This window comes from Stenotrophomonas sp. SMYL89 (assembly GCF_036319985.1).
Taxonomy (GTDB): Bacteria; Pseudomonadota; Gammaproteobacteria; order Xanthomonadales; family Xanthomonadaceae; genus Stenotrophomonas; species Stenotrophomonas maltophilia_Q.
Window position 1 is genome coordinate 62,719 of the sequence record NZ_JAWIRW010000005.1, and the last position, 26,739, is coordinate 89,457.

The following is a 26,739-nucleotide window of genomic DNA, read 5'->3' on the forward strand; positions in this document are numbered from 1 at the left end:
TGATGTGCCGGCCAGGTGGCCGGCACTACCGGTTCTTTTTTGGCAGCGCGCGCACGTAGGATGACTTGCCGTCCTTCTTCAGCTCGAACAGCCCGATCGCTGCCAGCAGGTCACTGAGCTTGCCGTAACCGTAGTTGCGCGGATCGAACGAAGCCTGGTTGCCGATCTGGCTGCCAACCGGCCCCAGATGCGACCAGCCATCCTCACCCTCGGCCGAGGACACCGCGCGACGCAGCATCTTCACCAGCCGCGTGTCGCTGCGCATTTCCGCACCACTCTTGCGCGGCCGGGCATCGTCGTTGGCCACCGGCTCATTCGATGCCTGTTCGCTGGACGCCTGTTCGGTATCCGGCACGCTGGCATGGGTCTGGCCCAGCGCTTCCAGATAGGTGAATTTCGAGCACGCATTGACGAAGGGCTCCGGCGTCTTCTTCTCGCCGAAGCCATACACCTTCACGCCATCGGTCAGCAGGCGCATCACCATCGGGGTGAAGTCGGCATCGCTGGACACGATGGCGAAGCCGTCCAGATTGCGCGCGTACAGCAGGTCCATGGCATCGATCACCATCGCCATGTCCGAGGCGTTCTTGCCCTTGCTGTAGGCGAACTGCTGGATCGGGCGGATCGCGTATTCGTGCAGCACGGCTTCCCAGCCCTTCAATCGCGGGCTCTTCCAGTTGCCGTAGGCGCGGCGCACGTTGGCCACGCCGTAGCGGGCCACTTCGGCCAGCACTTCGTCGATCTTCGAGGCCGGCGCATTGTCGGCGTCGATCAACAGGGCGATGCGCTTTTCCGGTTCGCTCATGGACTCCTCGCGGGCGGTTGCCTGAACCCGAGTATCGCCGATCCACGCGGGCGCTGACGTGACAGGCGGTCGCCGTGCGAAGATGCCAGGCGCTTCCCCCAATGCCCCCACTGGAGTGAGTCGATGAGTCGCGAGCGCGTTCCCCACCTGGTCGTTGTCGGCGGCGGTTTTGCCGGTCTCTGGGCCACCCGTGCCCTGGCCCGCGAGCGCATGCGTATCACCCTGGTCGACCGCCGCAACCATCATCTGTTCCAGCCGCTGTTGTACCAGGTGGCCACCGCGGGCCTGTCCGCGCCGGATATCGCCGCACCGCTGCGCCACATCCTCGGCCACCAGCGCAATGTGGAAGTCCGCCTGGGCGAAGTGGTGGCCATCGACAAGCAGGCCCGGCAGATCCGCATGGCCGATGGCAGCGCGCTGGACTACGACAGCCTGCTGCTGGCCACCGGCGCCACCCACGCCTACTTCGGCAACGACCAATGGGCCGATGATGCGCCCGGCCTGAAGACGCTGGACGATGCCATCGCACTTCGCCGCAAGCTGCTGCTGGCCTTCGAACGCGCCGAGGCCGAACCGGACCCGGCAAAGAAAGCGGCGTGGCTGAGTTTCGCCATCGTCGGCGGCGGCCCTACCGGCGTCGAGCTGGCCGGCACGCTGGCCGAAATCGCGCGCCACACGCTGCGTAATGAATTCCGCCACATCGATCCGGCCAGCGCCAAGGTGCGGCTGGTCGAGGCCGGTCCGCGCGTGCTGTCCTCGTTCCCGGAAGTCCTTTCGCTGAAGGCGCGCCGGCAGCTGGAAAAGCTCGGCGTGGAAGTGCTGACGGGTACCCCGGTGAGCGACATCGACAGCCAGGGTTTCAAGCTCGGCGATCAGTTCGTGCCGGCACGCACCGTGGTGTGGGCCGCCGGCGTGGCCGCTTCACCGCTGGCGCGCACGCTGGACGTGCCGCTGGACCGCGCCGGACGCGTGCAGGTGCAACCGGACCTGACCCTGCCCGGTCACCCGGAGCTGTTCGTGGCCGGCGACCTGGCCGCGCTGAACCAGGCCAATGGCAAGCCGGTGCCCGGTGTGGCGCCCGCGGCCAAGCAGATGGGCAAGTACGTGGCCGAGGTGATCCGCGCGCGCCTGCACGGCAAGCCCGAACCTGGTCCGTTCAAGTACGCCGACTACGGCAACCTCGCCACGATCGGCCGCATGGCCGCGATCGTGCACCTGGGCCGGCTGCAGTTATCTGGTGTGCTGGCTTGGTGGTTCTGGCTGGCCGCGCACGTGTTCTTCCTGATCGGCTTCCGCAACCGCATCGTGGTGCTGCTGAACTGGGCGGTGGCGTACTGGAGCTACCAGCGCAGCGCACGCATCATCTTCGGTGATGACCGCGACGACCGGCGGCCGAAGCGGTAGGGCTGCACGCAACAGGGGTCGGATCCCTTTCCGCAGGAAAGGGCTCTGACCCCTTGCAGTAGATCCACGCCATGCGTGGATGAGCGCCTGTGCAGGCCGCATGGGGCTCAGCCACGCATGGCGTGGCTCTACTTCCTCATCGGGCCGCCCGGCACCCGCCGTTTCGACCATGCCCGGCAGAAATCCTCTTTTCTCGCGGTGTCGGCAATCTGCGCGGTACTCCAATGCCGCGTGATCCAGATCGTCAATGCGGTGCTGCTGAGATGCCAGCGCAGCATGTCTTGCTGCGGTTGCCGCCACAGGTGGCGTCGGGCAATCCAGAAGGCCTCCCGCTCCACTTCAGGCACCTTCTTCTTCATCACGTCCTTGTCGAAGAACTGGGCGATGAAACGCCACGGGTTCATCGGCTGGTATCCCGTTCGTGGTTCACTGGTGCACGCAGCCACACCACTCGGCACACGGTCTGCCGGCTGCGGCCGGCCTTCGACCAGCGTCAGCCCGAGCAGGTACAGCAGGCCAGGCAGCAGCGCGATGCCGGCGACCAGCACGACGACGGAGATCCATGCCTTGCCGGCGGCACGCATCAGTCACTGCGCCTTCGGCTTCGGGTACCACAGTGCGTTGACGATGACCCAGCGCTGCCCGAAGCGCCCCATGTGGAAGTAATCGACGAACCACGGTGTTTCCAGCCGCACCGAGGCGGCGCTGCCGGTCACATCCAGCACCGTGCAGCGGCGGTCCCATTGCTCCTTCGGGGTCTTCAGCGCGCCCTGCTTCGTCAGTGAGACCAGCTCTTCCTTCGACATCCGGCGCAGGCCAAGGCGCTCATCGGGTGTATCACCGAGGACCGCGCGCTTGGCCAGGTCCGGGTGCAGGGACCGTGCGACGCGCTGTGGGTCCGCCTCCAGCTGGCCGTCGACGTAGTCATGGCAGGTGGCTTCGATGGCCGCGATGGTGGCCGGGTCGGCGGCGGGGCTTATGGCTGCGGAAAGGGCGAACAGCAGGGCGATCGTGGACATCCGGGGCTCCAGCTCTGGGCGCGGGCCGATCATGGCATGGCCGGGTGCGCCCCATCCACGCATGGCGTGGATCTACTGTAGAGCCGAGCCCATGCTCGGCTTCACCATCAGGCAGCAGCAACAACAGCCGAGCGTGGGCTCGGCTCTACAGAAGCGCAGGATCCGGCGCCTGCAGCCAGGCCAGCTTGCGTTCGCGCGGCTGCTGCTTGAGCTGCCATTCGGCGCGCGAGGCGGCGGCGCGGTCCGGGTACTCGCGCACGGCAAGGATGCGCAGCGGCGGCCGGGCGCGGGTGTAGCGGGCGCCCTTGCCGGCCTGGTGGGCGGCGAAACGCGCGTCCACGTCGGTGCTGATACCGGCGTAGAAGCTGCCGTCGCGGCATTCGAGCAGGTACAGGAACCACGGGCGGAGGGACGGGGCCATGGCCGGATTATGCCGTGCTGCACTGCAGCGGATATACTGGCGGCCGAATGCAGGAGAGAGGCGCCGCGCTGGCGCCCGCCGAAGGCGCAGGCTCCCATGATCGCTCAGGCCGGTGGGCTGGAATCCCACCAACCATGCATTCGACTCGCCGAGCTGGAGAGAGGTCACCGGGCACGCCCGGGACGATCCGCCGAAGGGGCACGCGGCCCATGTCGCTGAACTCTCAGGCAAAAGGACAGCGGGAGCGGCACCGGTCATCGTCATCCCGTCATTGCGCAGGCAGTAGCGGTAGTCGCGCATGGCCGGCCCCACCGCGCCCGGAGCCTGTCCCATGCTGCTGTCCGTCATCTACCTGATCGCCATTTCCGCCGAAGCCATGACCGGCGCCCTAGCCGCCGGCCGCCGCCGCATGGACCTGTTCGGTGTGGTCATGATCGCCTGCGTCACCGCCCTCGGAGGCGGTTCGCTGCGCGACATCCTGCTCGGCCACTATCCGCTGGGCTGGGTGAAGCATCCCGAGTACCTGGGCTTCACCGTGTGCGCGGCGCTGATCGCCACATGGGTGGCTCGCTGGATGCACCACTTCCGCCGTACCTTCCTGGTGCTCGATGGCCTGGGCCTCATCGCCTTCACCCTGATCGGCTGCTCGATCGCGCGCGAAGCCGGCCATGCGATGCCCATCGTGCTGATCGCCGGCATGCTGACCGGCGCGTTCGGCGGCGTGCTGCGCGACATCCTCTGCAACGAGGTACCACTCATCTTCCAGAAGGAGCTGTACGCGATCATCGCGCTGCTGACCGGCGCGGCCTACCTGTTGCTGCTGCACTGGGGCGTGGCCGACGCCACCGCGATCCTGTGCTGCCTGGGCGGCGGCTTCGCGCTGCGCCTGCTGGCGATCCACTACCGCTGGGAAATGCCGAAGTTCGTGTATCACGACGAGGTGCATTGAACGATGGCGTGTTCGCCGGGCATGGCCCGGCGCTACCAGTCAAAGCCTGCACCACCCCGGCGATGTACCTGGCGCTGTCGCACATACGCAGCGCCAGGCGCATCGCCGGTGCGGACGGGTCGGCCTCCAACTCCGACCGACCCTGATCGCGGCCGCACCCCCGCAGGCGCTGGCCGCCATCCACACACATGCCGCACTCAGGCGGCTTCCATCAGGCGGCTTCGGACACCTTCACTTCACGACGGGCGCGCACGGCCGCAGCCAGTCGCTCCAGCACCGTCACGGTGGTTTCCCAGTCGATGCAGCCATCGGTGATGCTCTGCCCGTAGACCAGCGGCTGGCCTTCCACTAGTTCCTGGCGGCCACCGACCAGATGGCTCTCGATCATCACACCGACGATGCGCTGTTCGCCGTCTTCCAACTGAACGGCGATCTCTTCGATCACCTTCGGCTGGTTCTCGGGGTTCTTCAGGCTGTTGGCATGGCTGGCGTCGATCATCAGGCGCGTCGGCAGCTTGGCCTTGGCCAGCGCCTGGCAGGCCTCGGCCACACTGCCTGCATCGTAGTTCGGCTGCTTGCCACCGCGCAGGATCACGTGGCAATCCGGGTTGCCGGTGGTCGAAACAATGGCGGTGCCACCCTGCTTGGTGACCGACAGGAAGTGATGCGGATTGGTGGCCGCACCCACCGCGTCGGCGGCGATCTTCACGTTGCCATCGGTGCCGTTCTTGAAGCCGACCGGGCACGACAGTCCCGAGGCCAGTTCGCGGTGCACCTGGCTTTCGGTGGTGCGCGCACCAATGGCACCCCAGGCCACCAGATCGGCAATGTACTGCGGCGAGATCACGTCGAGGAACTCGACGCCGGCCGGCAGGCCCAGCTTGTTGATGTCGCGCAGCAGGCCACGGGCGATGCGCAGGCCCTTGTCGATCCTGAAGCTGCCATCCAGGTCCGGATCGTTGATCAAGCCCTTCCAGCCCACCGTGGTACGCGGCTTCTCGAAGTACACGCGCATGACGATTTCCAGCTCGCCGGCCAGTGCGTCACGCAGCGGCTTCAGGCGCTGGGCGTATTCGATGGCGGCGTGCGGGTCGTGGATCGAGCACGGGCCGACCACCACCGCCAGGCGGTCGTCACGGCCATGCAGGATCTGGTGCAGGGCCGCACGCGAGGCGCTGACGGTGTCGGAGGCTTCATCGTCACACGGCAGCATCGCCAGCAGCTGGGCAGGCGGTGTCAGCGGTTCGATGGTGCGGATACGCAGGTCGTCGGTGTGCGGGGGCATTGGGGGGAGGTCTCCGGAACGTTGGGGGTCCCCAGCGTGGCGGCATGAAAAAAGCCGCCAGGTTCGCTGGCGGCTTTCGGGAATGCGTCTGAAGCTTTCTTCAGGGTGAGCGCAGTCCTTCCTCCGCCAGTGGCTTCGGAAAGTAATACCAGTAAAAGCTGGTGGGGGCTGCGTTCATGGGTTCTATTGATAGCACAGCTTCTGCGCAGTGCAAAATGTTTCATCCGCAACTGGGGGCGCGGTTCAGCGAGTCGCGCACCTGGGCCATCCATGCGGCGCCAGGCACGCGAAGTCGCTCATCTGCCATGCACTTCCACGTCCAGCAGCAGGCCTTCATGGATGTCGGCCCAGCGCTCCAGCACGCGCCCCAGTTCCTGCCGGGCCTCATCCAGCTGCTCGGGATTGAGCAGGGAACGGGCGGTGTAAAGGTCGGATACCAGCCGCCGCAGGAGCGGTTCCGGGATCGCCACCGACGGCCCTTCCACCTGCGGCAGCTGCAGCGCCGGGGTGTCGCCAAGCGGGCCGTACAGCGTTACCTGGAGCGTGCTCTGCATGATCGACTTCCGTGCGGATGGACAGGGGCAGTGCACTGTTTACCGCGTCCGGGTGACAGGCGCATGTGCCATGCGCGTCCGAAGGCGCCGCTACAAGGCAGCCAGATCGGCCAGGTGCTGCCCCATCCCATCGTCCGCGCCGACGACATTGGTGGTGGCGAAGTACTGATGCCAACCGGTGGCGGCAATGCCTTCCACCAGGGCATCGGCGTCTTCCCGGCTCGCACATCTCCAGACAGCATGGAACTGCTCGCTGCCGCCGTGCGCTGCATCCGCGGCCACGCGGCCCATCGCCACCGGCGTGATGCGGGCCGGATCGAACTGTTGCATGCCGGCGCCGATGCGGGCGAAGAAGGCGGTGCGCTGGTCAGGCGGGAGCGCAGTCCAGGCAGGGGTGGCTGTGTAGAGCTCGATGAAGATGTGGGACATGGGGTTCTTCCTTGAGGGTTTGAGGGTTGCCGGCCAGCGGCCGGCACTACCGCAGCGAGCGTAGTGCGCGCCTGCGGATGTAGGCGTTGGCGCTGCCGTCGTGTTCACGCTGCCAGCGCGCGCACAGATCGCGCAGCCAGCGCGGCTGGGTCTTGCCGGCATCGTTGAGCCAGTTGCCAACCGAGTCCTGTACGTAGCGATCCGGATCGTCGGCCAGCGCTTCAAGCAGCGGCAATGCATGGTCCGGGTGCTGCTTGAACAACGCGATGTGCGTGGCCCACACGCCACGCGGGCGCAGTGCTTCGCAGGCGAAGCGACGCAGGTAGGGTGAAGCTTGCTGCGTCCATGGCTGCAGGCACTCCAGCGCCTGCAACGGTGCAGCAACGATATCTGCACGCAGCGCGAGCCACGCCCACTCACGCACGCCGAAGTGCGGATCATCGGCGAGCGGACGCATCGCACGCAGCTTGGCCGGTAACGTTGCGCTGGCATCGCTGCCAATCAGGTAGCAGGCCCAGCCACGCACGGAATCGGACGCATGCTCCTGCCATTTCGCAGGAGCGCCCTGCCCGCTTTCGCGCAGCAACCGGGCAGCCAGGGCCATGCGCTGGGTGATGCCCTTGCCTTCAGCATCGCGCATGCGGTGCAGCGCGTCATGTTCAAGTGCGGGTGCCACCGCCTGTAACAGCGCAGCGAAATCCACCGCCAGGCATTCAGCCAGATGGCTGGCGGCGACGCTGCCAGTGTTGAGCGCATTCAATCGCTCAGCTGTCAGGGTCCCGCTCATGCCCCACGACCTGTATCGGTGTGCCGCCAGACCTTGTGCAGCAGCTGCGACAACTGCTGCTGTTCTTCCGCGTCCAATCCGCTGAACAAGCCGCCTATCCATTGCGTGTGCTGGTTGAACAGCGCCTCGGCAAGGCGTTTCCCCTGTGTGGTCAGCACGATCTGCAGGCGCCTGCCATCTTCGGCGTCACTGCGCCGCTGCAGCAGCCCTTCGCGCTGCAGGCCATCGATCAGGCCACTGATCGTGGCGCGGGTGACACCTGCGCGCTCGGCCAGTTCATGCGGTGGCAGCGTGCCACCGGCACCGTGCAGCAGGAAAAGCACGGTGAATCGCCCTTCACTGAGCCCGTGCGGCGCCAGGCGTGTGGCGCAGTCGCGATCGATGGCCGATGACAGCGACAGCAACTGGAAACACAGGCGCAGCTGCGCGACGCCAGTATGGCCGCGCCGTTGCGCTTCATCCAGCAGGGCACTGTGCTTGGCTTCCAGCATGGCTTCATCCAATATTATTAGGTGCCTAATCATATGCTATAGCATAGGCATTACGTTAATATCCCAGCGATATCAGGAAACCGGCCCCAGCAGCAGGCGTGCGATCAGTCCGCCGCCATCACGCTGCAGCAGCAGAAGCTCGCCCCCATGCCGTCGTGCGACGTTGGCCGCCACCGCCAGGCCCAGGCCGGTCCCACCCGTGGCGCGGCTGCGCGAGCTCTCGCTGCGCTGGAAGGGTTGCAGCAGGCGTGCGCGGTCGTCCTCGGCGATGCCCGGGCCGCGGTCCATCACATCCAGCTGCATCCGATTGCCTGCCATGGCGGCGTGCAGGTCTACCGCACCGGCGTAGCGGTCTGCGTTGTCGATGAGGTTGTCGATCGCCCGCCGCAGCAGGAGCGCGTCACCCTGCCACGGCAGGGCATCCGGTCCCTCGATGGAGATTTCGATGCCGCGCAGCAGGGCACTGTGCACGCATTCCTCCAGCAACGCGGCCAGATCCAGCGGCCGCAACTGCAGTGGTTGCAGTTCGCCGCGTGCGTAATCGAGCACCTGCTCGATCATCGTATCCATGCGTTCGATGTCAGCCACCATCCGCGCGGCCTGTGCCGGCGGTGCGAACTCCGCACGCAGACGCAGGCCGGTCAACGGCGTGCGCAGGTCGTGCGCTACTGCGGCCAGCATGCGCGTCATGTCCTGGGCCTGTTCGCGCAGGCGCTCGCGCCCGGTGCTGATCGCTGCGGCCAGCATCTGTACTTCGCGTGGGCCGTCGTCCGGCAGTGGTGTGCCGTCCTGCAGTTCGACCTGTGCACTGGCCTCGGCCAGCCGCCGCAGCGGCCGTCCCAGGCGGACCGATGCCCAGGCGGCAAGGGGTGCCAACAGCACGGTCCCCGCTACCAGCGCCAGCACGACCTGCCGACGCCACGCCGCCAGATCGCTGTGGTCGCTGCCGACCACGTGCCATCGGCCATCAGCTTGGCGCACCGCCAGTTCAAAGGGTGACCACTGCATCTTGGTCAGCACTGACACCTGCGCCTGCAACGCGTCCGTCCGTGCATTTCCATCGAGTTCCATGCCGCCTTCGATGACCTTCACATCAGGCGCCTTGCCGCGGCCACTCCAGACCAACCGCACGTGTTCCAGCGGCAGGCCCATCTGCGACGCAACCAGGTGGGTGAGCCAGCCATTGCTGCTGCCCTGCGGCGGCGACGCACGGGTTTCGAGATGCAGCCCCAGCGGCATGGCGGGCCGTTCGCCACGAACGACCTGCATGGCCTGGTCCAGCCGCATGGGGGGCGGTGCGGGTCGTGGCATCCAGCCCACCACCGCGACGCTGACCAGCGTGGCCAGCAGCAGGCTGGCCAGGGCCACCATCGCGATCCAGCGTGCAGTGGACCAACGAGCGCTCACAGCACATGTACCTCGGCGCCGAAGCGATAGCCTTCGCCGCGCAGCGTCTGCACAAGCGCTTCCGCGCCGGGAGCCGCCTGGCCCAGCTTGCGGCGCAGCCGGCTGATCGCCAGATCGACGGCGCGGTCGACGCTGTCGCTGTCTTCGCCATGGGTCAACTGCAGCAGCTGCTCCCGTCCCAGCACGCGTCCGGGGCGCTCGGCCAACGCCAGCATCAGGGCGAACTCCCCCCGGCTGAGCGCGAGTTCACGGCCATCGGGTGTGAACAGGCGGCGCTGATCGGGTAGCAATCGCCAGCCGGCAAACCGCAGCTCGCTGGCGACCTGGGCGCGCAGCTTGTCCTGCCGGCGCAGCAGGGCACGCACCCGCGCCAGCAGTTCGCGTGGATCGAAGGGCTTGGCCAGATAGTCGTCCGCTCCCATTTCCAGGCCGATCACGCGGTCCGGTGTGGCCCCCATCGCCGACAGCATCAGGATCGGGATGGCCCGCGCCTGCAGCCGGCGGCACACCGACAGGCCGTCCTCTCCGGGCATCATCCAGTCCAGGATGATGGCGTCCGGACGCTCGTTCAGCAGCAGCAGATCCAGGCCTGCAGCGTCGGCTGCCACGCGCACCTGGTAGCCATGCAGCAGCAGGCAGTCGGCGATGGCGTCACGGATGCTGGCATCGTCATCGACAACGATGACCCGGGCAGGAGTGTTCATGCAGCCAGTATCCCGCAGGCATGTATCAGGACGGTATCAACGCCGATATTCGCGGGATACGCCGATGCACGCCAATAGGCCTCCACTTCTAGTCCGGAGATCCAACGTGCGCCTGTCCGTTCTGCCCCTGCTTGCCGCTGCATTCCCCGCGCTGGCCGCCGCCCCGCCTGTACACGTGCTGCCGATGTGGATGCAGGGCAACCATCCGGCAGTGGCCGTCTCACTGAACGGAAGCGCCGAACCGCTGCGCTTCGTGGTCGACAGCGCGGCTGGGGTCACCCTCGTCGACGGTCGGGTAGCCCGCCGCCACGGGCTGGAGGATCCCCGGTCCGCCACCACGCATGCGCAGGGGGCCAGCGCCCAGAGCGCGCCGCTGCAGCGCATGCACACGACCTCCTGGCGGATTGGCGGATGGCAGCTGCGCGTCAGCGGTGTGCAGGCCGACCTTTCCAATCTGCAGAAGGACGATGACCCCGCCGTCGACGGCCTGATCGGCAACGACCTGACCGGCCGTTGGGATACCCGCTGGGACTTCAGCCGTGGTGAGCTGGCGCTGTGGAAGCCCGGGCAGCTTGGCGTCGATGGTCGCCAGTGCCAGGCCAATGCACTGCCTGATCGGCGCGACGGCCTGGAACACTTCGCCTTCATTACCGTGAAACTGGGTGAGGCGGAAGTGGAAGCCATCGCGGTGGTCGACACCGGTGCCGCGCAGACCGTGCTCAATGCCGAAGCCGCCCGCGCACTGGGCCTGCGCATCGACGGCAGCGATGAGCGCCTGCGGGTCCGCGAGAAAGGCACGCAGGGACTGGGGGGCCAGCCGCAGGCGACGTGGTTGTACACCCTGTCCGGCATGTCCGGCACCGGTTGGCAGCACCCGGCGATGGAGGTCAGGATCAGCGAACTGTCGGTGTTCAGGTCCATCGGGCTGGAGGCTCGCCCCGCACTGATCCTCGGCGCCGACGCCATGGTCGCCAGTCAGGTGGACATCAGCGCCGGCGCCGCCCGGATCTGCCTGCGCCAGCCGGCGGTGACGTGACCCCGGCGTGCCATGACGCGGACCGCGGGCTGGCGTAGCATCGCGCCACGTCCCGCCAGGAGGTCCACGCATGCGCCGTGCTGCCCTGTTGTTGCTGACGCTGTTCCCGCTGGCCGTGCTGGCCGCACCACCCCCGGTACCCTCGCCGGCCCGCATCGATGCCGAAGTGCAGCGGCTGATGCGGGCCGCACAGGTGCGTGGCCTGGCGCTGGCGGTGATCGATGGCGGCAAGGTGGTGCACGTGGCTGCCTACGGCGAACGCAACGCCGCAGGCGAGCCGCTGCGCACCGATACGGTGATGTATGCCGCCTCGCTGACCAAGATGGCATTCGGCCATCTGGTCGCGCAGCTGGCGCAGGACCGCAGGATCGATCTGGATGCCAGCATCGCCACAGCGCTGGACAAGCCGCTGCCGGACTATCCGCCCGAAACGAAGAAGTACGCCGACTACAGCGTGCTGGCCGATGATGCGCGCTGGCGCCAGCTCACCCCTCGCCTGCTGCTCAACCACGCCAGTGGCTTTGCCAACTTCGGGTTCCTCGAACCGGACGGCCGGCTGAAGTTCCACTTCGATCCGGGCAGCCGCTACGGCTATTCCGGCGAAGGGTTGATCCTGCTGCAGTTCGTGATCGAGCGCGGGCGGCTGGGCGAGGATGTGGGCGCGTTGATGCAGCAGCGGGTGTTCGACCGCTTCGGCATGACCCGCACCAGCATGATGTGGCGCGAAGACTTCGCCACCAACCTGGCCGATGGCTGGACCATGGAGGGCACCGCCGAGCCGCACGATGAGCGCAGCCGCGTGCGTGCGGCCGGTTCGATGGATACCACCATCGCCGACATGGCCCGCTTCGCTGCCGGCTACGTGCGCGGCGATGGACTGTCAGCGGCGATGCGCAAGGAGCTGGTGCGGCCGCAGCTGCCGATCACCACCGCCAGCCAGTTCCCCACCCTGCAGCCGGAGTTGCCGAAGGCGCAGCAGCGCAAGGACCTGGCGGCGGGCCTGGGCGTAGTGACGTTCCGTGGCCCGCAAGGCGCAGGCTTCTACAAGGGCGGCCACGATGATGCGGTGGGCAACACGCTGGTGTGCGTGGAGCGGCAGCAGCGCTGCGTGGTGATCCTGGGCAACGATGTGCGGTCGGAGGCTACGTTCCCGGCACTGGTGGCGTTCGTGCTGGGCGATACCGGCGTGCCCTGGCGGTGGGAATACGGCGCAGGGAAGGGGTTCGTGAAGTAGATCCACGCCATGCGTGGATGGCTTCTGCTCAACGCGCTTGTTCGAAGAACATCAGGTACACCAGCCGCCCATTCTCCGGGCGGTCGCCGAAGGCCGGGCCTGCGGTATGCCAGAACCACGGGCGCAGCAGCACCAGGCGGTTGAAGCGCATCGGGATGCGCATGGTCATCTCCCACTGGCTGTCGTCGATGCTGTCGCGTTCGATGATGTCGCGATGCATGTCGCCGCCATTGGCGTAGCCCAGCGCAGCCAGCTCGTGGGCGTTCAGCGCCATGCGCTCGGTGTTGGTGCGGCGATGGCGGAAGAATTCGGTACCGCCTTCGCAGTGCTCCGGCGCGCTGAGGTAGAGGATGCCGGACCAGTGCGAATGATCGGTGTGCACCTTGGCGCGACCGACATCGCTGGCCAGGGTCAGCCGGAACTTGCCGTGCGACTGCAGCGGATTGACCGGCCGCAGCGGCTCGTTGACCAGCCGCGATGCGGCCTCGGACAGGCCGTCCAGCTCCAGCCGCTCGAGCGAATTGCGGCCGGGGAATGCACCCTCCTGCGCCGGGTAGGTCAGGCCCAGGCCGGCCTGGCGCAGGCCGTGCGCATCGGCCGGAGAGAGGAAGTCGTCGACGACGATGAACGAGGTAGGCATGGTCGCCGAGCGTAGCGACGCGGCGCCATGGCGGCAACCGTGCAACAAAAAACCCCGCCTCGCGGCGGGGTTTTCCTTTGCATCGGGGAGACGCGCCGGCCAGGGCCGGCAACGTCCGACGCGGGCGTGGACCTTAGAAGTCCATGCCGCCCATGCCACCCATGCCACCCATGCCACCGGCGCCACCCATGGCCGGCTCGTCCTTCTTCGGAGCTTCGGCAACCATGGCTTCGGTGGTGATCATCAGGCCAGCGATCGAAGCAGCGTTCTGCAGCGCCGAACGGGTCACCTTGGTCGGGTCCAGGATGCCGAACTGCAGCATGTCGCCGAACTCGCCGGTGGCGGCGTTGTAGCCGAAGCTGCCGGTGCCTTCCTTGACCTTGTTGATGATGACCGACGGCTCTTCACCGGCGTTGGCAACGATTTCGCGCAGCGGGGCTTCCATCGCGCGCAGGGCGATCTGGATGCCGTGGTTCTGGTCTTCGTTGGCACCCTTCAGGCCAGCCAGTGCGGTGACCGCACGGACCAGGGCAACGCCGCCGCCCGGGACCACGCCTTCTTCAACGGCTGCACGGGTCGCGTGCAGGGCGTCGTCGACGCGATCCTTCTTTTCCTTCATTTCGATTTCGGTCGAAGCACCGACCTTGATCACGGCAACGCCGCCGGCCAGCTTGGCCACGCGTTCCTGCAGCTTCTCGCGATCGTAATCGGAGGAGGTGTCCTGGATCTGGGTCTTGATCTGGCCGACGCGTGCGTCGACGGCAGCCTTGTCACCCACGCCATCGATGATGGTGGTGTTTTCCTTGGAAACCTGCACCTTCTTGGCGCGGCCCAGGTCCTTGATGGTGGCCTTTTCCAGCGACAGGCCAACTTCTTCGGAGATCACGGTGCCGCCGGTCAGCACGGCCATGTCTTCCAGCATCGCCTTGCGACGGTCGCCGAAGCCCGGTGCCTTGACGGCCACGACCTTGACGATGCCACGGATGGTGTTGACCACCAGGGTGGCCAGCGCTTCGCCTTCGACTTCTTCGGCAACGATCAGCAGCGGCTTGCCGGCCTTGGCGACGCCTTCCAGCACCGGCAGCAGGTCACGGACGTTGGAGATCTTCTTGTCGTGCAGCAGGATGAACGGGTCATCCAGGTCAGCGGTCTGCGACTGCTGGTTGTTGATGAAGTACGGGGACAGGTAGCCGCGGTCGAACTGCATGCCCTTGACCACGTCCAGCTCGTTGTCCAGGCCCGAGCCTTCTTCAACGGTGATCACGCCTTCCTTGCCGACTTCCTTCATCGCGTCGGCGATGATCTGGCCGATCGACTCGTCCGAGTTGGCCGAGATGGTGCCGACCTGGGCAATCGCCTTGTCGTCGGCGGTCGGCTTGGAGATGTTCTTCAGCTCGGTGACGGCGGCCACGACGGCCTTGTCGATACCGCGCTTGAGGTCCATCGGGTTCATGCCGGCGGCCACAGCCTTGGCGCCTTCGCGGATCAGGGCCTGGGCCAGCACGGTGGCGGTGGTGGTGCCGTCGCCTGCGTCGTCGTTGGTGCGGGAAGCGACTTCCTTCACCATCTGCGCGCCCATGTTCTCGAACTTGTCAGCCAGTTCGATTTCCTTGGCGACGGAGACGCCGTCCTTGGTGATGGTCGGGGCGCCGAAGCTCTTTTCCAGCACGACGTTGCGGCCCTTCGGGCCCAGGGTGGCCTTGACGGCATTGGCGAGAACGTTGACGCCGCGCACCATGCGCGAACGGGCGTCTTCACCGAAACGAATATCCTTGGCAGCCATTGCGATTACCTCGATGTTTGCACCGGGCCGGGCCCGGCGACGAAAAGGGATGTCTTACAGAAAAGCAGGTCGCGCCGAGGCTCAGCCGATGATGGCGAGCACGTCGTCTTCACGCAGGACCTTGTACTCGACGCCTTCGCTCTTGTACGAGCTGCCGGCGTACTGGCCGTAGATGACCTTGTCGCCAACCTTCAGCGACGGCGCACGCACGCTGCCGTTGTCCAGCGGCTTGCCCGGGCCGACGGCCACGACTTCACCCTTGGTGGACTTTTCCTTGGCCGAATCCGGAATGACGATGCCACCGGCGGAGATTTCGTCGGCTTCGATCGGCTTGACCACAACGCGGTCGTGCAGCGGCTTGATGCTCATGAGAGACCTCTTAAGTTATTGATTGGTCTGAAAAAGTCTGGCGATGTTAGCAGTCGCACCGGGCGAGTGCCAGCAACGCGCGTGAAAAAGCCCGACAAGTCGGGAGCACGACAGAGATGGAGACCTCCACAGGCCTTTCAAGGGCCGATCCCGAAATTTTTCTCCGGGCCCGGAAACATCCTTCCCTGCGTGGACGCCTGTATAGGGATGCAGTGCCGCAAGCCAAGGGGGGAACGGGTGACATTTGGTGACCAATGTCCCACTGTCAGATATCTGACGTTCATTTACGACAAAGTGTCACTGGATCGGCCTTAGGCTCGGCCGCGCATTCCCAATCACAAGGAGTTGTCGATGCGATTGCTGTCCCCGCTTGCCGCCGCCTGCCTGCTGGCGCTGGCCGCCGCGCCGGCCCAGGCCGAGGTCTTCATCAACGAACTGCACTACGACGACAGCACCGCCGCCGGTGACGTCGGCGAAGCGATCGAGGTCGTCGCCACCGCCGGAGAGGACCTGTCCGGCTATCGGCTTTACCTCTACAACGGCAGCAATCCTTCGGCTGCCGCGGTCTACGCCAACAACCCGGTCCCGGCCGGCACCGCCGCAGGCTGCGGCAGCGCGACCATCGCCGTGGTCAACTACCCGACCAACGGCATCCAGAACGGCCCGAACGATGGCATCGCCCTGGTCGATGCCAGCGGCAAGGTGGTCCAGTTCCTCAGCTACGAGGGCGCCATCACCGCCTCCGGTGGCCCTGCCGCCGGCATGACCAGCCAGAACATTCCGGTGGCCGAGACCAACAGCACGGCCCCGGGCACCTCGCTGCAGCTGACCGGCAGCGGCAGCCAGTACGCGCACTTCACCTGGGCCGAGTCGGCCAGGCAGACCTTCGGCAGCTGCAACAACGGCCAGACCTTCAGCGGCGGCGGCACCCCGGGCCCGAACACACCGCCGTCGGTGTCCACCACCACCCCGGCACAGGGCAGCAGCACCTTCCCGGCCGCGGCCGATCTGGAAGTGGTGTTCAGCGAGACGGTGAACCTGGCCAGTGGCGCCTTCGCGCTGAGCTGCGGCACCTCCGGCAGCGTGCCGCTGACCTTCCCGGCCAGCGGCCGCAGCGTGAAGCTGTCCACCAACACCGCGCTGGTGGCCGGTGAGGCCTGCCGCTTCGATATCCGCGCCGCGCGCATCACCGACCTGCAGGGCGCGCACCCGGCCGCCGACAGCCGCATCGCGTTCACCGTGGCCAGCACCGGCGGCAATCCGGACCCGGGCAACCCGGGCGTGCCGGCCGGCTACTACTCCAAGGTGAACACCTCCAGCCCGAGCCAGCTGCGCTGCTCGCTGCACGCCACCATCAAGGGCCACACCGCCTACCCGTACAGCGGCTCGGGCACCAGCACCTGGACCATCCTGGAGATTGCCGACGAGGACCCGAACAACCCGAACCGCATCCTCGACGCGTATCGCAACCGCAGCTACGCCAAGGTGACCGATCGCGCCGGCAGCGGCAGTGGCCTGAAGTACAACCGCGAACACACCTGGCCGAACTCGCTGGGCTTTGCCAGCACCACCGGTGACAAGGGCCTGCCGTACGCGCCGTACACCGACACCCACATGCTGTACCTGACCGATGCACAGTGGAACGCCGACCGTGGCAACAAGCCGTACGCCAAGTGCGATGCCGGCTGCGGCGAGCGTGCCACCGAGGCCAACAACGGCCAGGGCGGCGGCAGCGGTGGCTATCCGGGCAATTCCAACTGGGTGCGCACGCCGGACGGCAACACCGGCACGTTCGAGGTGTGGGGCAAGCGCAAGGGCGACATGGCGCGTGCGGTGATGTACATGGCCATCCGCTACGAGGGCGGCAAGGATGCGGCCACCGGCCAGTCCGAGCCGGACCTGGAGCTGACCGACGACCGCAGCAAGATCGTCAAGACCAGCAGTTCGCCGGCCTACATGGGCCTGCTGTCCACGCTGATCGACTGGCACCTGTCCGACCCGCCGGATGATGCCGAACGTGCGCGCAATGACGTGATCTACAGCTTCCAGGGCAACCGCAACCCGTTCATCGACCACCCCGAGTGGGCGACCCCGGGCCTGTTCACCTCGGCCAAGCCGGCGACCTGCCAGCTGGCCAACTGACCGCGCAACGCAGCGGTCCACTGCCGCCGCCGGGCCCTGACCCGGCGGCGGCCCTATACTCGACGGCCATGTCGACCGTCGATCCCGTCCTGCTGCTGTTGACCACCTGCCCGGACCGGGCCAGTGCCGAGCGCATCGCGCACGCGCTGGTCGGCGAGCGCCTGGCCGCGTGCGTGACCCGCCTCGATGGCGCACAGTCGACCTACCGCTGGCAGGGCGAGATGACCACCGACGCCGAGCTGCAGCTGCTGGTGAAGACCACCGGAAGCCGCGTCGATGACGCGATTGCACGGATCGTCGAACTGCATCCGTATGAACTCCCGGAGTGCATCGCGGTCGAAACCCGGGCCGGCCTGCCGGCGTATCTGGATTGGATCCGGGCACAGACCCGGGAGGACACTGATTGAAGACTCTGTTTGCGCGTGGCGCCGCCCTGTGCGCCCTGTTGTGGCTCTCGCTGCCAGCGTTCGCGCTGGATGAGAAGGACCTGCTGCCGGTGGACCAGGCGTTCGCGCTGACCGCCACCGCCCCCGAGCGCGGCCAGGTGCAACTGCAGTTCAAGATCGCACCCGGCTACTACCTGTATCGCCACCGCACCAGCGTCAAGGCCGATCCGGCGTTCAATGCCGGCGCGCTGCAGATGCCCAAGGGCGACAAGCACCACGACGATTTCTTCGGCGAAGTCGAAACCTATCGCGAACGCCTGCAGGCTACCCTGCCCGGCACGCCGACCGATGCCGCAGGCACCATCAGCCTGGAAGTACGCTACCAGGGCTGTGCCGACGCCGGTGTCTGCTACCCGCCGCAGAAGCGCGTGGTACAGGTCAGCCTGCCCGGTGCCGGTGCACAGGCCGCGGCCCCTGCCGCGCGTGCCGGTGCCGCCAGCCCGTTCAACAATCCGCTGGCAGGTGCCGGCAACAGCGGCGGGCTGCGCCTGCCGGGTGCCGCCAGCAACAGCCAGGCGCTGCCGCTTCCGTCCGAGCAGGCGTTCGGCTTCGATGCCATCGCCAGCGACGGCAACACCCTGCTGCTGCGCTTCAGCCCGGCGCCGGGCTACTACCTGTATCGCGACCGCACCTCGCTGAAGCTGGAAGGCAGCACCGGCGCGCAGGCCGGCACGCCGCGCTGGCCGGCTGCGCAGTCGCATCGTGATGAACACTTCGGCGATGTATCGGTCTACTTCAACCAGGTGGAAGTACCGCTGCCGCTGCGCCGCTCCGTTGCCGACGCGGTCGACAGCACCCTGGTGGTGACCTTCCAGGGCTGCCAGACCGATGGCATCTGCTACCCGCCGATGACCCGCCGGGTGAAGCTGTCGATCCCGGCCGGCAAGGTCAGCGCCAACGCCGACCAGACACCGCCGCGCAACGAGGTGATCAACCCGCTGCCCGGTGCCGCCGGTGCACCGCGCGAAGCTGCCAATGGCGCCCCACTGCGCCTGCTGCCGACCGTGCCCAACACCGAAGCGGCGTCGGCCACTGCGGGTGACGTTGCCTCCGGCAATGAATTCGCCGCCGATGCGCAGGGTGACAACGCACTGCGCACGCGTCCGCCGGCGACCACGCCGAACCCGGACCGCTCGTTCGTCTGGGTGCTGTTGTTGGCCTTGGCCGGTGGCTTGGTATTGAACCTGATGCCGTGCGTGCTGCCGATCCTGTCGCTGAAGGTGCTGAGCCTGGCGCAGAGCGGCGAGAGCCCGCAGCGCGCGCGCAGCCACGCGCTCTGGTACACGCTGGGCGTGCTGGTCGCCTTCGCGGTGATCGGCGCCTTGATGGTCGGCCTGCGCGCGATCGGCAACGCCGTCGGCATCGGCTTCCAGCTGCAGCATCCGGGCGTGGTGGCGGCACTGGCCTACATCATGTTCGCGGTGGGGCTGAGCCTGTCCGGTGTGTTCACCCTCGGCGGTGGCATCGGCAACCTTGGCCAGTCCCTGGCCAGCCGCAGCGGCCCGGCCGGCGACTTCTTCACCGGTGCGCTGGCCTGCGTGGTCGGCAGTGCCTGCGTCGGCCCGTTCATGGGTGGCGCGATCGCCTACGCGTTCATTGCGCCGCCGCTGAAGGCGATGACCGTGTTCCTGTTCCTCGGCCTGGGCCTGGCGCTGCCGTTCCTGCTGATCGGCTTCGTGCCGGCGCTGGCGCGCCGCCTGCCCAAGCCGGGCCCGTGGATGGAAACGCTCAAGCACGTGCTGGCCTTCCCGATGTATGCCACCGCGCTGTGGCTGCTGTGGGTGCTGGGCAAGCAGCGCGGCGTGGACGGCATGGCGCTGGTGCTGGGTGGCCTGCTGCTGTTCGCCTTCGGCCTGTGGCTGTTCGAGCGCAACCGCTGGACCGGCTCGCGTGCAGTGACCCTGCTCGGTGTGCTGCTGGCGATCGGTGCATTGGTACCGGCCTGGGGCGTGACCCAGCTGGCACCGCCGGCACGCGCCGCACAGGCGGCCAGCGACAACGTGGTGGAGTACTCGCCGCAGCTGCTGGACCGCCTGCGCGCCGACAACCGCGTGGTGTTCGTCAACATGACCGCCGACTGGTGCGTGAGCTGCAAGGCCAACGAGCGCGCCGTGCTGTCGCGCCCGGAGTTCAAGGACCTGCTCAAGCGCACCAACGCGGTGTACATGCGCGGTGACTACACCAACGTCGATCCGCAGATCACCACGTTCCTGGAAGAACACAAAGCCGTCGGCGTGCCGCTGTACGTGGTGTACGGCCCCGGTGCACCGCCGACCGTGCTGCCGACGCTGCTGACCCAGGCCGTGGTCGAGGAAGCGCTGCTGCGCACCGCACGATGAAGTGGCAACGGCCAGCGCTGCTGTGGACAGCGGTGCTGGCCGCCGGCCTTGGCCTGTGGGCCGGCCATCGATTGGCACCGGCGCCGGTGATGCCTGGGGCCATGCCGGCGGCGCCCGCCGTCGCGCCTGCGACGCCGGTCCTGCAGGTTGGCGACAGCCTGCCCGCATTGTCGCTGCCCGATCTTGAAGGCCGCCCCCTGGACCTGCACAAGCGCTTCGCCGGCCGCCCACTGCTGATCAACGTCTGGGCCAGCTGGTGCGCCCCCTGCGTGGAAGAGATGCCGGAACTTGCCCGCTTCGCCCAGGTGCAGGGCGACGACGGTGTGCAGGTGCTGGGCCTGGCACTGGATACCCCGGAAGACGTGCGCCGTTTCCTGCGGCAGGTGCCGGTGGATTACCCGATCGTGATCGAGACACCGGGCCCGCGCGATGCCAGCGTGCAGCTGGGCAACGCGCAGGGCCTGCTGCCCTACAGCGTGCTGTTCGATGCGCAGGGGCGGATGGTCAAGGCGAAGCTGGGACCGTTCGCTCACGGCGAAATCGAACGCTGGGTGAAGTGAGGGTTCGGCAGGGTTGCACCCTGCACCCGCTTCAGGCCAGAGCAACAGCCGAAGCAACAGCTACAGCGGGCTTTCCGTGGGATGGCGGGGCGATGTCGGAGTGCGGGGACGCTGCAAGTACGTCCCTGTAAGCTTGGCAGCCGCATCCATGCGGCTGACACCCCGCACTCCGACACCGCCCCACCTCTTACAGATTCCGATGGCTGTTGGTAGATGTCGACCTTGGTCGACACGGTAGATCCACGCCATGCGTGGATGGATCTCCATCGAAATCGAATATTCCGACAATTGAACGAAGAGCATCCACGCATAGCGTGGATCTACAGATCGCGGAGATCTGTCGAAGGCGGGGTGGGTCCGGTGGCGGGGGTGTCCGCGGCATGGATGCCGCGGCCAAGCCCCCAAGGACGGGTTTACGGCGTCCCCCGCCACCGGACCCACCCTGCCATCCCACGGAATGCACGCTGTTGCTGTTGCCCTGGCCTGAAGCGGGTGCCGGGCGCCGCCCGGCCGATACCCCCTGCTTGACCGCAGGCAGGGCGCCCCGGAGAATTACGCGACTAATTCTCATTTGCTGTTGCGCAGGATGCGGGCGGCAGCCTTCCGGGCCCTCCTCCTCCGATGTTCAAGAACGTCATGTTCCAACTGCACTGGCTGCTGGGCATCACTGCCGGTGCCGTCCTGGCCGTGATGGGCCTCAGCGGCGCCGTGCTGTCCTTCGAGGACGAACTGCTGCGTGCCGCCAACCCCGGCTTCGCCGAAATCGCCGAACACCATTCCGAAGGCCAGCATCCGCTGGCGCTCACTGAACTGGTGCCGCTGCTGCAGGCCGGCAGCGAGCGACCACTGCAACGCCTGCGCATCGATGCCACCGGACAGCGACCGTCAGTCGCACGGTTCGCTGGCGGCAAAGAGCACTGGGTGTACTTCGACCCGTACAGCGGCGAACGCTTCAGCGCGCTGCGCGGGCAGGCCTTCTTCGATTTCGTCGAAGACCTGCATCGCCACCTCGCTGCGGGCGAGCGCGGCAAATGGATCACCGGCAGCTGTGCCATCGCCCTGCTGTTCTTCACCCTGTCCGGCCTCTATCTGCGCTGGCCGCGGCGCTGGTGGCACTGGCGCAGCTGGTTGGCGGTGGAGTGGAAGCGCAGCGGCCGCGGGTTCCTGTGGAGCCTTCACTCGGTGGTCGGCACCTGGGTGCTGTTGATCTACCTGATGAGTGCGCTGACCGGCCTGTGGTGGTCGTTCGACTGGTACCGCAGCGCCGCCAACACCCTGCTGGGCGTCGCGCCGGCGGCCAAGCACAAGGTCGCCACCGACACGACGCTGGACCTGCGCCGCGTGGAAACCACCTTGTATGCGTTGCCCGGCGTGCGCACCGGCTTCATCGACCTGCGCCTGCCGGAAAAGCCCGGCCAGGTACTCAACGTGCGGGTGATGGCCGGTGATCCGTCTCAGCGCGGCGGCCACCATGACCGTGCACATGATCTGCTGCAACTGGATCCGGCCAGCGGGGCAATCCTCGATTCGCGCCCCTACGCGCGCCAGGGCACCGGCGGCCAGCTGGCCACCAGCGTGTTCGCGTTGCACTCGGGCAGCTACTTCGGCATACCCGGGCGCGTGGTGGTGGTGCTCAGCAGCCTGGGCATGAGCCTGTTCTTCATCACTGGCTGGATGCTGTACCTGGACCGTCGCCGCAGCCAGCGTGCCGCACGCGGGCTGCGCCAGTCGCTTCCAGTTGCCGCCGCCGATGATGGCCGCGCACCTTGGCTGGTCGTGCATGCCAGCCAGAGCGGGCTGGGCGAACAGCTGGCCTGGCGTGCTGCCGCGCAGCTGCAGGCCGCTGGCCATGCTGTGCAGGTACTGCCATTGGCCCGGGTCGATGCCACGCAGCTCGCGCGCACTGCGCAGGCCTTGTTCGTGCTGAGCACCTTTGGCGATGGCGAACCTCCGGATGCGGCGCGGGGCGCTGCGCGACGGCTGCTGGCACAAGCGCCCGATCTGTCGGGCCTGCAGTTCGGCCTGCTCGCCCTCGGTGACCGCCAGTACCCGCATTACTGCGGCTTTGGCCGCCAATTCGATGGCTGGCTGCTGGGCAACGGTGCACGTGCGCTGTTCGGGCGCATCGATGTCGATGCCGCTGCGGTACCGGCGCTGCGCCAGTGGCAGCAACAGCTGGGCGCGCTGACCGGCATCGCCACCGATGACAGCGTGCTGCCGGCCGCCACGCAGATGCACGAGTGGCGCCTGCTCGGCCGCGACCGCCTCAATCCAGGCAGCATCGGCGGTGCGATCTGGCGCATCCGTCTTGCTGCGCCGGCCGAGGTGCAGTGGCAGGCGGGCGACATCCTGCATATCGCGCCCCGCCACAACGCACAGCACGCCGGTGCGGTACTGAAGGCACATGGGCTGGATCCCCTGCAGCCGCTGCTGATCGACGGCCAGCCGCGCACGCTGCTGGCGCTGGCCAGCGAGCGCGAGCTGCCCGATGCCGATGCTGCGCTGGCGGTGCAGGATGCGTGCCTGTGGCTGGCAGGGCTGTCACTGCTGCCGGGGCGGGAGTACTCCATCGCGTCCTGTACGGATGACGGTGCGGTCGAGCTGGTGGTACGGCTGGTCCATGACGAAGCCGGACGCACCGGCCTGGGCTCGGGCTGGCTGTCAGTGCATGCGCCGATAGGCGCCAGCATCGCCTCCCGCGTGCACCGCAATCCGGGTTTCCATCGCGTGACCGGTGCACCCATGGTATTGATCGGCAACGGCACCGGCATCGCCGGCCTGCGCAGCCTGCTGCGCGAAGCCGCCCATGCGGGAGAACACGGGCACTGGCTGCTGTTTGGTGAACGCCAGCGTGCGCACGATTTCCTGTTCGCCGACGAGATCGAGGCCTGGCAGGCCAACGGTCATCTTGCGCGGGTGGACCTGGCGTTCTCGCGCGATGGCGACGGCGGCTACGTACAGGATCGCCTGCGCGTGGCGGCCGATGCCCTGCGCGACTGGATGCAGCGTGGTGCCGTCATCCACGTGTGCGGTTCGCTGCAGGGCATGGCCGAAGGCGTGGACCAGGTGCTGCGTGAAGCGCTCGGTGATGAGGCGGTGGAAACACTGCTGGAGAGCGGGCGCTACCGTCGCGACGTGTATTGATTCCTGCCACCGCGCATTGGCGTGAGCCGGGCATGGGCTCGGCTCTACAGTGTTTCCCGAGCCCGATGATGTAGAGCCGAGCCTGCGCTCGGCTGATTCCCCTCCGGCCCACAGCACCGCCTAGGCCGCCGCGCGTGCCGCCCGCTGTTCCGGCTGCAGCCGGAACGCGCCCACCGCTTCGGCCAGCGCGTGTACCTGCGCCTGCATCTGCGCGGTGGAGGCACCGGCTTCTTCCACCAGGCTGGCGTTGCGCTGGGTGCTGGCTTCCATCTGCACGATGGTCTGGTTCACCTGCGCGATGCCGGCATGCTGGTCCTGCGATGCACTGCGGATACCGGCCAGCAGCTCGGCCAGCTGCTGCACGCTGCCAACGATCTCGCCCATGGTGGTGCCCGCCTGCTCGGCCTGCTGGTTGCCTTGCCCGACCCGCGCCACCGAATCCTCGATCAATCCCTTGATCTGCTTCGCCGCATCGGCACTGCGCTGGGCCAGCAGGCGTACTTCTGCCGCCACCACGGCAAAGCTGCGGCCCTGCTCGCCCGCACGTGCCGCCTCCACGGCCGCATTGAGCGCAAGGATGTTGGTCTGGAAAGCGATGCCATCAATCAGCTGGGTGATATCACCGATCCGGCGCGACGCCTCGCTGATGCCCTGCATGGTCGCCACCACCTGGCCCACCGCCTCACCGCCGCGCTGTGCCACCGCTGCGGCACCCTTGACCAGCGCGTCGGCACGCCCTGCGGCATCTGCATTGCGGCCAACGGTGTCGGTCAGCTCATGCATCGATGCGGCCGTTTCTTCCAGGTTGGCCGCTTGTTGTTCGGTGCGCTGCGAGAGGTCGTGATGACCGGCAACGATCTCGCCAACACCGGTGTCGAGGCTGGAGGTGGCGTGCTGGATGCGGGTGACGATGCGGCCGAGCTGAGCGACGGTGGCATTGGCATCGTCGCGCATGCGCGCGAACACCCCCTGCAGTTCACCCTCCATGCGCACGCTGAGGTCACCGCGGGCGAGCGCGGCAAGCAGTGCCTGCAGGTCGCCGAGATTGGTTTCAAAGGTCGCCAGCAGGCGATTGATGCTGGTCGACAGCGTGCGCACGAAGCCCTGCTTGCCCTCAAGCGCGATGCGCCCATGCAGGTCACCGTGAGCGGCGGCGTCGACCAGCGCGGCCACTTCGGTTTCCAACAGGGTTTCCAGCGCACGGCTGCGCCATTCCACCGCCACGCCAAGGAACTGGCCTTCGTCGATGATGGCGTTGGCAATCAGCTGGTAGCGCACCCCTGCATGGCCGATCTCGCGCTCCTCGCGCTGGCGCACGCTGGCCAGGCTGCCCAGCGCTGGATGCAGGCGCACTGCGTCGCTGCCCACCAGCTCTTCGATGCGGCGCTCGAGCTGCAGCAGCAGTGCCGGGTTGGCGTAGGCGACCTGCCCTTCCGCATCGATCACCATCAGGCCGGTCTGCGCGCTGTCCAACGCCTGGCGCACGCGGGTGTTGCCGCGCGCCACCGCCCGCTCGGTCTCGATGCGCGCACGCAGGCGTTGCTGCATGTCGACCAGGCGCTGGGCCAGCTGGCCGATCTCGTCGTTGGCGTTGTAGACGCGCAGGGTGGTGTCCAGGCGGTCGTCAGCGATGTCGCTGGCGAAACGCAGGGTGTCCTGGATCGGCTGGCGCACCGCGCGCAGGACCAGCACCAGGCTGGTGATCAATACACCGGCAACCAGCAGCAGCGTGAGTGCGAACAGCACGCTCATGGCGCGTGCGCCGGCTTGCTGGCGTGCCTGTGCACTGGCCAGCGCCGCGACCTGTGCCTGCTGGAATGCGGCCAGCGCCGGTGCCACGCCAGCGGCGGTTTCCAGCAGTGACTGTGCCTCCACATCCAGCCCGACACGCGCGGCGGTGTAGCCCAGCAACGCGATCTGGTAGCCCTCCATTCCGCTGCGCAGGGCGTCCTGCAAATCGGTAGGCAGACCGGCCAGCGCCAGATCGAATGGCAGTTTTTCTTCGCTCGCACGATCAGCATGCGTGGAATCCCCATCGAGCAGCAACAGCGCCTCCTGACGGCGCATCTTCTGCAGGGACAGCGCCAGCGACGGTCGCTGCTGGGCGTCCACCTGGGTCTGCAGGGCATCGGCCGCCTGCTGCAGCTGCGCGGCAAGGCCAGCGTCGCCGCGACCCATTTCATCGACACGTTCGAACAGCGCTACCACACCCTGCGAGAACGCGTCAGCGGCCTCGGTCAGCGCCTGCAGGGCCTTGCGCCGGCCGGCATCCATCGGCATCGCACGCAGCGCCTGCAGATCGGCCTGCAGGGCTTTCTGGGTCACCAGCAACTGGTTGCGGTCGGCATCATCGAAACTGCGTGCATACTGGGTCTGCAGGCGGCGCGCTTCGGCCACCCGCGTGGCCAGGCTCGCAGCCAGATCGCTGCCGCGCTGGTAGCTGGCCTGGCTGCGTGCAGCCTGTGCGCTGGCGTGGCCGGTCCAGGCGTACACGGCAGCGATCGCGACCAGGCCAAGCCCACAGACCCACAGGGTCGCCTTGAGTTTGTTGGCCACGCTGAGCCGATGCGGCTGCAGCCAGCGCAGCAGGCCGGGGGACGCCGAGCGCAACGTGCCAAGGCGCGCGCGCAGGGACCTGAGGTGGGGGACAACGGCCGACATGACAGACTCCAGGCGGAAGGACGCACCTGTATCGGCCAGCCCCAAGGAAACTTTAGCGCCATTTTTTTGCATTGATCCAGCCCTGCGATTTTTACGAGGCGCAAGCGACGGGGGGATGACAAAGCAGATG

General features: G+C 67.3%; 24 protein-coding genes and 2 riboswitches. Of the genes, 9 read left to right on the plus strand and 15 right to left on the minus strand.

From position 1 onward, the window contains the following. Positions 1-25 precede the first annotated feature (25 nt). Positions 26-805, minus strand: coding sequence for an NYN domain-containing protein (locus tag V3B41_RS07955; protein ID WP_010481148.1), 780 nt, complete (start codon positions 803-805; stop codon positions 26-28). Positions 806-928: 123 nt separating this feature from the next. Between V3B41_RS07955 and V3B41_RS07960 the strand changes: the two genes are divergently transcribed. After that, positions 929-2,209: an NAD(P)/FAD-dependent oxidoreductase gene (locus V3B41_RS07960; protein ID WP_295550447.1), complete on the plus strand. Its 1,281-nt coding sequence runs from the start codon at positions 929-931 to the stop codon at positions 2,207-2,209. 128 nt (positions 2,210-2,337) lie between these two features. Here the strand turns inward: V3B41_RS07960 and V3B41_RS07965 are convergent, their stop codons facing one another. The 3 genes from V3B41_RS07965 to V3B41_RS07975 all read right to left on the minus strand — a co-directional run bounded on the left by V3B41_RS07965 (position 2,338) and on the right by V3B41_RS07975 (position 3,649). Then, positions 2,338-2,793, minus strand: a complete 456-nt coding sequence (locus V3B41_RS07965) for a hypothetical protein (RefSeq protein ID WP_049427680.1) — start codon at positions 2,791-2,793, stop codon at positions 2,338-2,340. A gap of 3 nt (positions 2,794-2,796) precedes the next feature. Further along, positions 2,797-3,228, minus strand: a complete 432-nt coding sequence (locus V3B41_RS07970; protein ID WP_295550451.1) for a nuclear transport factor 2 family protein — start codon at positions 3,226-3,228, stop codon at positions 2,797-2,799. A gap of 145 nt (positions 3,229-3,373) precedes the next feature. Further along, positions 3,374-3,649 carry a GIY-YIG nuclease family protein gene (locus tag V3B41_RS07975; protein ID WP_107231869.1) on the minus strand — a complete coding sequence of 92 codons (276 nt, stop codon included), beginning with the start codon at positions 3,647-3,649 and terminating at the stop codon, positions 3,374-3,376. A 40-nt stretch (positions 3,650-3,689) separates the two neighbouring features. After that, a riboswitch (glycine riboswitch) is annotated at positions 3,690-3,779 on the plus strand. 13 nt (positions 3,780-3,792) lie between these two features. Beyond that, positions 3,793-3,896, plus strand: a riboswitch (glycine riboswitch). A gap of 84 nt (positions 3,897-3,980) precedes the next feature. On the opposite strand from V3B41_RS07975, the gene V3B41_RS07980 reads away from it, so the two are divergent. Next, on the plus strand, positions 3,981-4,598 hold the full coding sequence (locus V3B41_RS07980) for a trimeric intracellular cation channel family protein (RefSeq protein ID WP_329860599.1): 618 nt from the start codon (positions 3,981-3,983) through the stop codon (positions 4,596-4,598). Positions 4,599-4,809: 211 nt separating this feature from the next. On the opposite strand, the gene V3B41_RS07985 is transcribed toward V3B41_RS07980, so the two are convergent. The 7 genes from V3B41_RS07985 to V3B41_RS08015 all read right to left on the minus strand — a co-directional run bounded on the left by V3B41_RS07985 (position 4,810) and on the right by V3B41_RS08015 (position 10,255). Then, entirely contained in the window at positions 4,810-5,883 is a 1,074-nt protein-coding gene (locus V3B41_RS07985) for a 3-deoxy-7-phosphoheptulonate synthase (RefSeq protein WP_329860600.1), read from the minus strand. A gap of 296 nt (positions 5,884-6,179) precedes the next feature. Beyond that, positions 6,180-6,437, minus strand: a complete 258-nt coding sequence (locus V3B41_RS07990; protein ID WP_049426991.1) for a hypothetical protein — start codon at positions 6,435-6,437, stop codon at positions 6,180-6,182. A 90-nt stretch (positions 6,438-6,527) separates the two neighbouring features. After that, positions 6,528-6,866: a DUF6616 family protein gene (locus tag V3B41_RS07995; RefSeq protein WP_100443701.1), complete on the minus strand. Its 339-nt coding sequence runs from the start codon at positions 6,864-6,866 to the stop codon at positions 6,528-6,530. 46 nt (positions 6,867-6,912) lie between these two features. Further along, the gene (locus tag V3B41_RS08000) at positions 6,913-7,653 is read right to left on the minus strand and encodes a DNA alkylation repair protein (protein WP_197620478.1); all 741 of its coding nucleotides are present in this window, start codon (positions 7,651-7,653) and stop codon (positions 6,913-6,915) included. Further along, positions 7,650-8,144: a MarR family transcriptional regulator gene (locus tag V3B41_RS08005; protein WP_049432069.1), complete on the minus strand. Its 495-nt coding sequence runs from the start codon at positions 8,142-8,144 to the stop codon at positions 7,650-7,652. The genes V3B41_RS08000 and V3B41_RS08005 overlap by 4 nt, the downstream gene beginning before the upstream one ends. A gap of 72 nt (positions 8,145-8,216) precedes the next feature. Continuing rightward, entirely contained in the window at positions 8,217-9,515 is a 1,299-nt protein-coding gene (locus V3B41_RS08010; RefSeq protein ID WP_049432072.1) for a HAMP domain-containing sensor histidine kinase, read from the minus strand. 32 nt (positions 9,516-9,547) lie between these two features. Then, complete coding sequence (locus V3B41_RS08015) at positions 9,548-10,255, minus strand: response regulator transcription factor (protein ID WP_049432076.1); 708 nt, start codon at positions 10,253-10,255, stop codon at positions 9,548-9,550. A gap of 106 nt (positions 10,256-10,361) precedes the next feature. Here V3B41_RS08015 and V3B41_RS08020 point away from each other — a divergent pair, with 106 nt between their 5' ends. Both V3B41_RS08020 and V3B41_RS08025 read left to right on the plus strand, forming a co-directional pair. Next, entirely contained in the window at positions 10,362-11,291 is a 930-nt protein-coding gene (locus tag V3B41_RS08020) for a pepsin/retropepsin-like aspartic protease family protein (protein ID WP_049432078.1), read from the plus strand. Positions 11,292-11,361: 70 nt separating this feature from the next. Then, positions 11,362-12,525 carry a serine hydrolase domain-containing protein gene (locus tag V3B41_RS08025; protein ID WP_329860601.1) on the plus strand — a complete coding sequence of 388 codons (1,164 nt, stop codon included), beginning with the start codon at positions 11,362-11,364 and terminating at the stop codon, positions 12,523-12,525. 28 nt (positions 12,526-12,553) lie between these two features. Here V3B41_RS08025 and V3B41_RS08030 read toward each other — a convergent pair whose 3' ends face one another. The 3 genes from V3B41_RS08030 to V3B41_RS08040 form a co-directional block, all read right to left on the minus strand. Then, entirely contained in the window at positions 12,554-13,165 is a 612-nt protein-coding gene (locus tag V3B41_RS08030) for a DUF6445 family protein (protein WP_049432082.1), read from the minus strand. Between the two features lie 133 nt (positions 13,166-13,298). Continuing rightward, the gene (groL, locus tag V3B41_RS08035) at positions 13,299-14,948 is read right to left on the minus strand and encodes a chaperonin GroEL (RefSeq protein WP_100443702.1); all 1,650 of its coding nucleotides are present in this window, start codon (positions 14,946-14,948) and stop codon (positions 13,299-13,301) included. An 81-nt stretch (positions 14,949-15,029) separates the two neighbouring features. Continuing rightward, positions 15,030-15,317 (minus strand): co-chaperone GroES, encoded by a 288-nt coding sequence (locus V3B41_RS08040; protein ID WP_049427125.1) that lies wholly within the window; start codon positions 15,315-15,317, stop codon positions 15,030-15,032. Between the two features lie 351 nt (positions 15,318-15,668). On the opposite strand from V3B41_RS08040, the gene V3B41_RS08045 reads away from it, so the two are divergent. The 5 genes from V3B41_RS08045 (at position 15,669) to V3B41_RS08065 (ending at position 23,948) form a co-directional block, all read left to right on the plus strand. Further along, positions 15,669-17,459, plus strand: coding sequence for an endonuclease (locus V3B41_RS08045; RefSeq protein ID WP_049427126.1), 1,791 nt, complete (start codon positions 15,669-15,671; stop codon positions 17,457-17,459). Positions 17,460-17,527: 68 nt separating this feature from the next. Further along, positions 17,528-17,866, plus strand: coding sequence for a divalent-cation tolerance protein CutA (cutA, locus tag V3B41_RS08050; protein WP_197633749.1), 339 nt, complete (start codon positions 17,528-17,530; stop codon positions 17,864-17,866). Then, the gene (locus tag V3B41_RS08055) at positions 17,863-20,244 is read left to right on the plus strand and encodes a protein-disulfide reductase DsbD domain-containing protein (RefSeq protein ID WP_329860604.1); all 2,382 of its coding nucleotides are present in this window, start codon (positions 17,863-17,865) and stop codon (positions 20,242-20,244) included. Before cutA ends, V3B41_RS08055 begins: the two co-directional genes overlap by 4 nt. Next, complete coding sequence (locus V3B41_RS08060; RefSeq protein ID WP_329860606.1) at positions 20,241-20,804, plus strand: TlpA disulfide reductase family protein; 564 nt, start codon at positions 20,241-20,243, stop codon at positions 20,802-20,804. The genes V3B41_RS08055 and V3B41_RS08060 overlap by 4 nt, the downstream gene beginning before the upstream one ends. A gap of 621 nt (positions 20,805-21,425) precedes the next feature. Further along, the gene (locus V3B41_RS08065; RefSeq protein ID WP_329860608.1) at positions 21,426-23,948 is read left to right on the plus strand and encodes a sulfite reductase flavoprotein subunit alpha; all 2,523 of its coding nucleotides are present in this window, start codon (positions 21,426-21,428) and stop codon (positions 23,946-23,948) included. Between the two features lie 120 nt (positions 23,949-24,068). On the opposite strand, the gene V3B41_RS08070 is transcribed toward V3B41_RS08065, so the two are convergent. Further along, positions 24,069-26,609, minus strand: a complete 2,541-nt coding sequence (locus V3B41_RS08070; protein ID WP_329860610.1) for a methyl-accepting chemotaxis protein — start codon at positions 26,607-26,609, stop codon at positions 24,069-24,071. Positions 26,610-26,739: the final 130 nt, after the last annotated feature.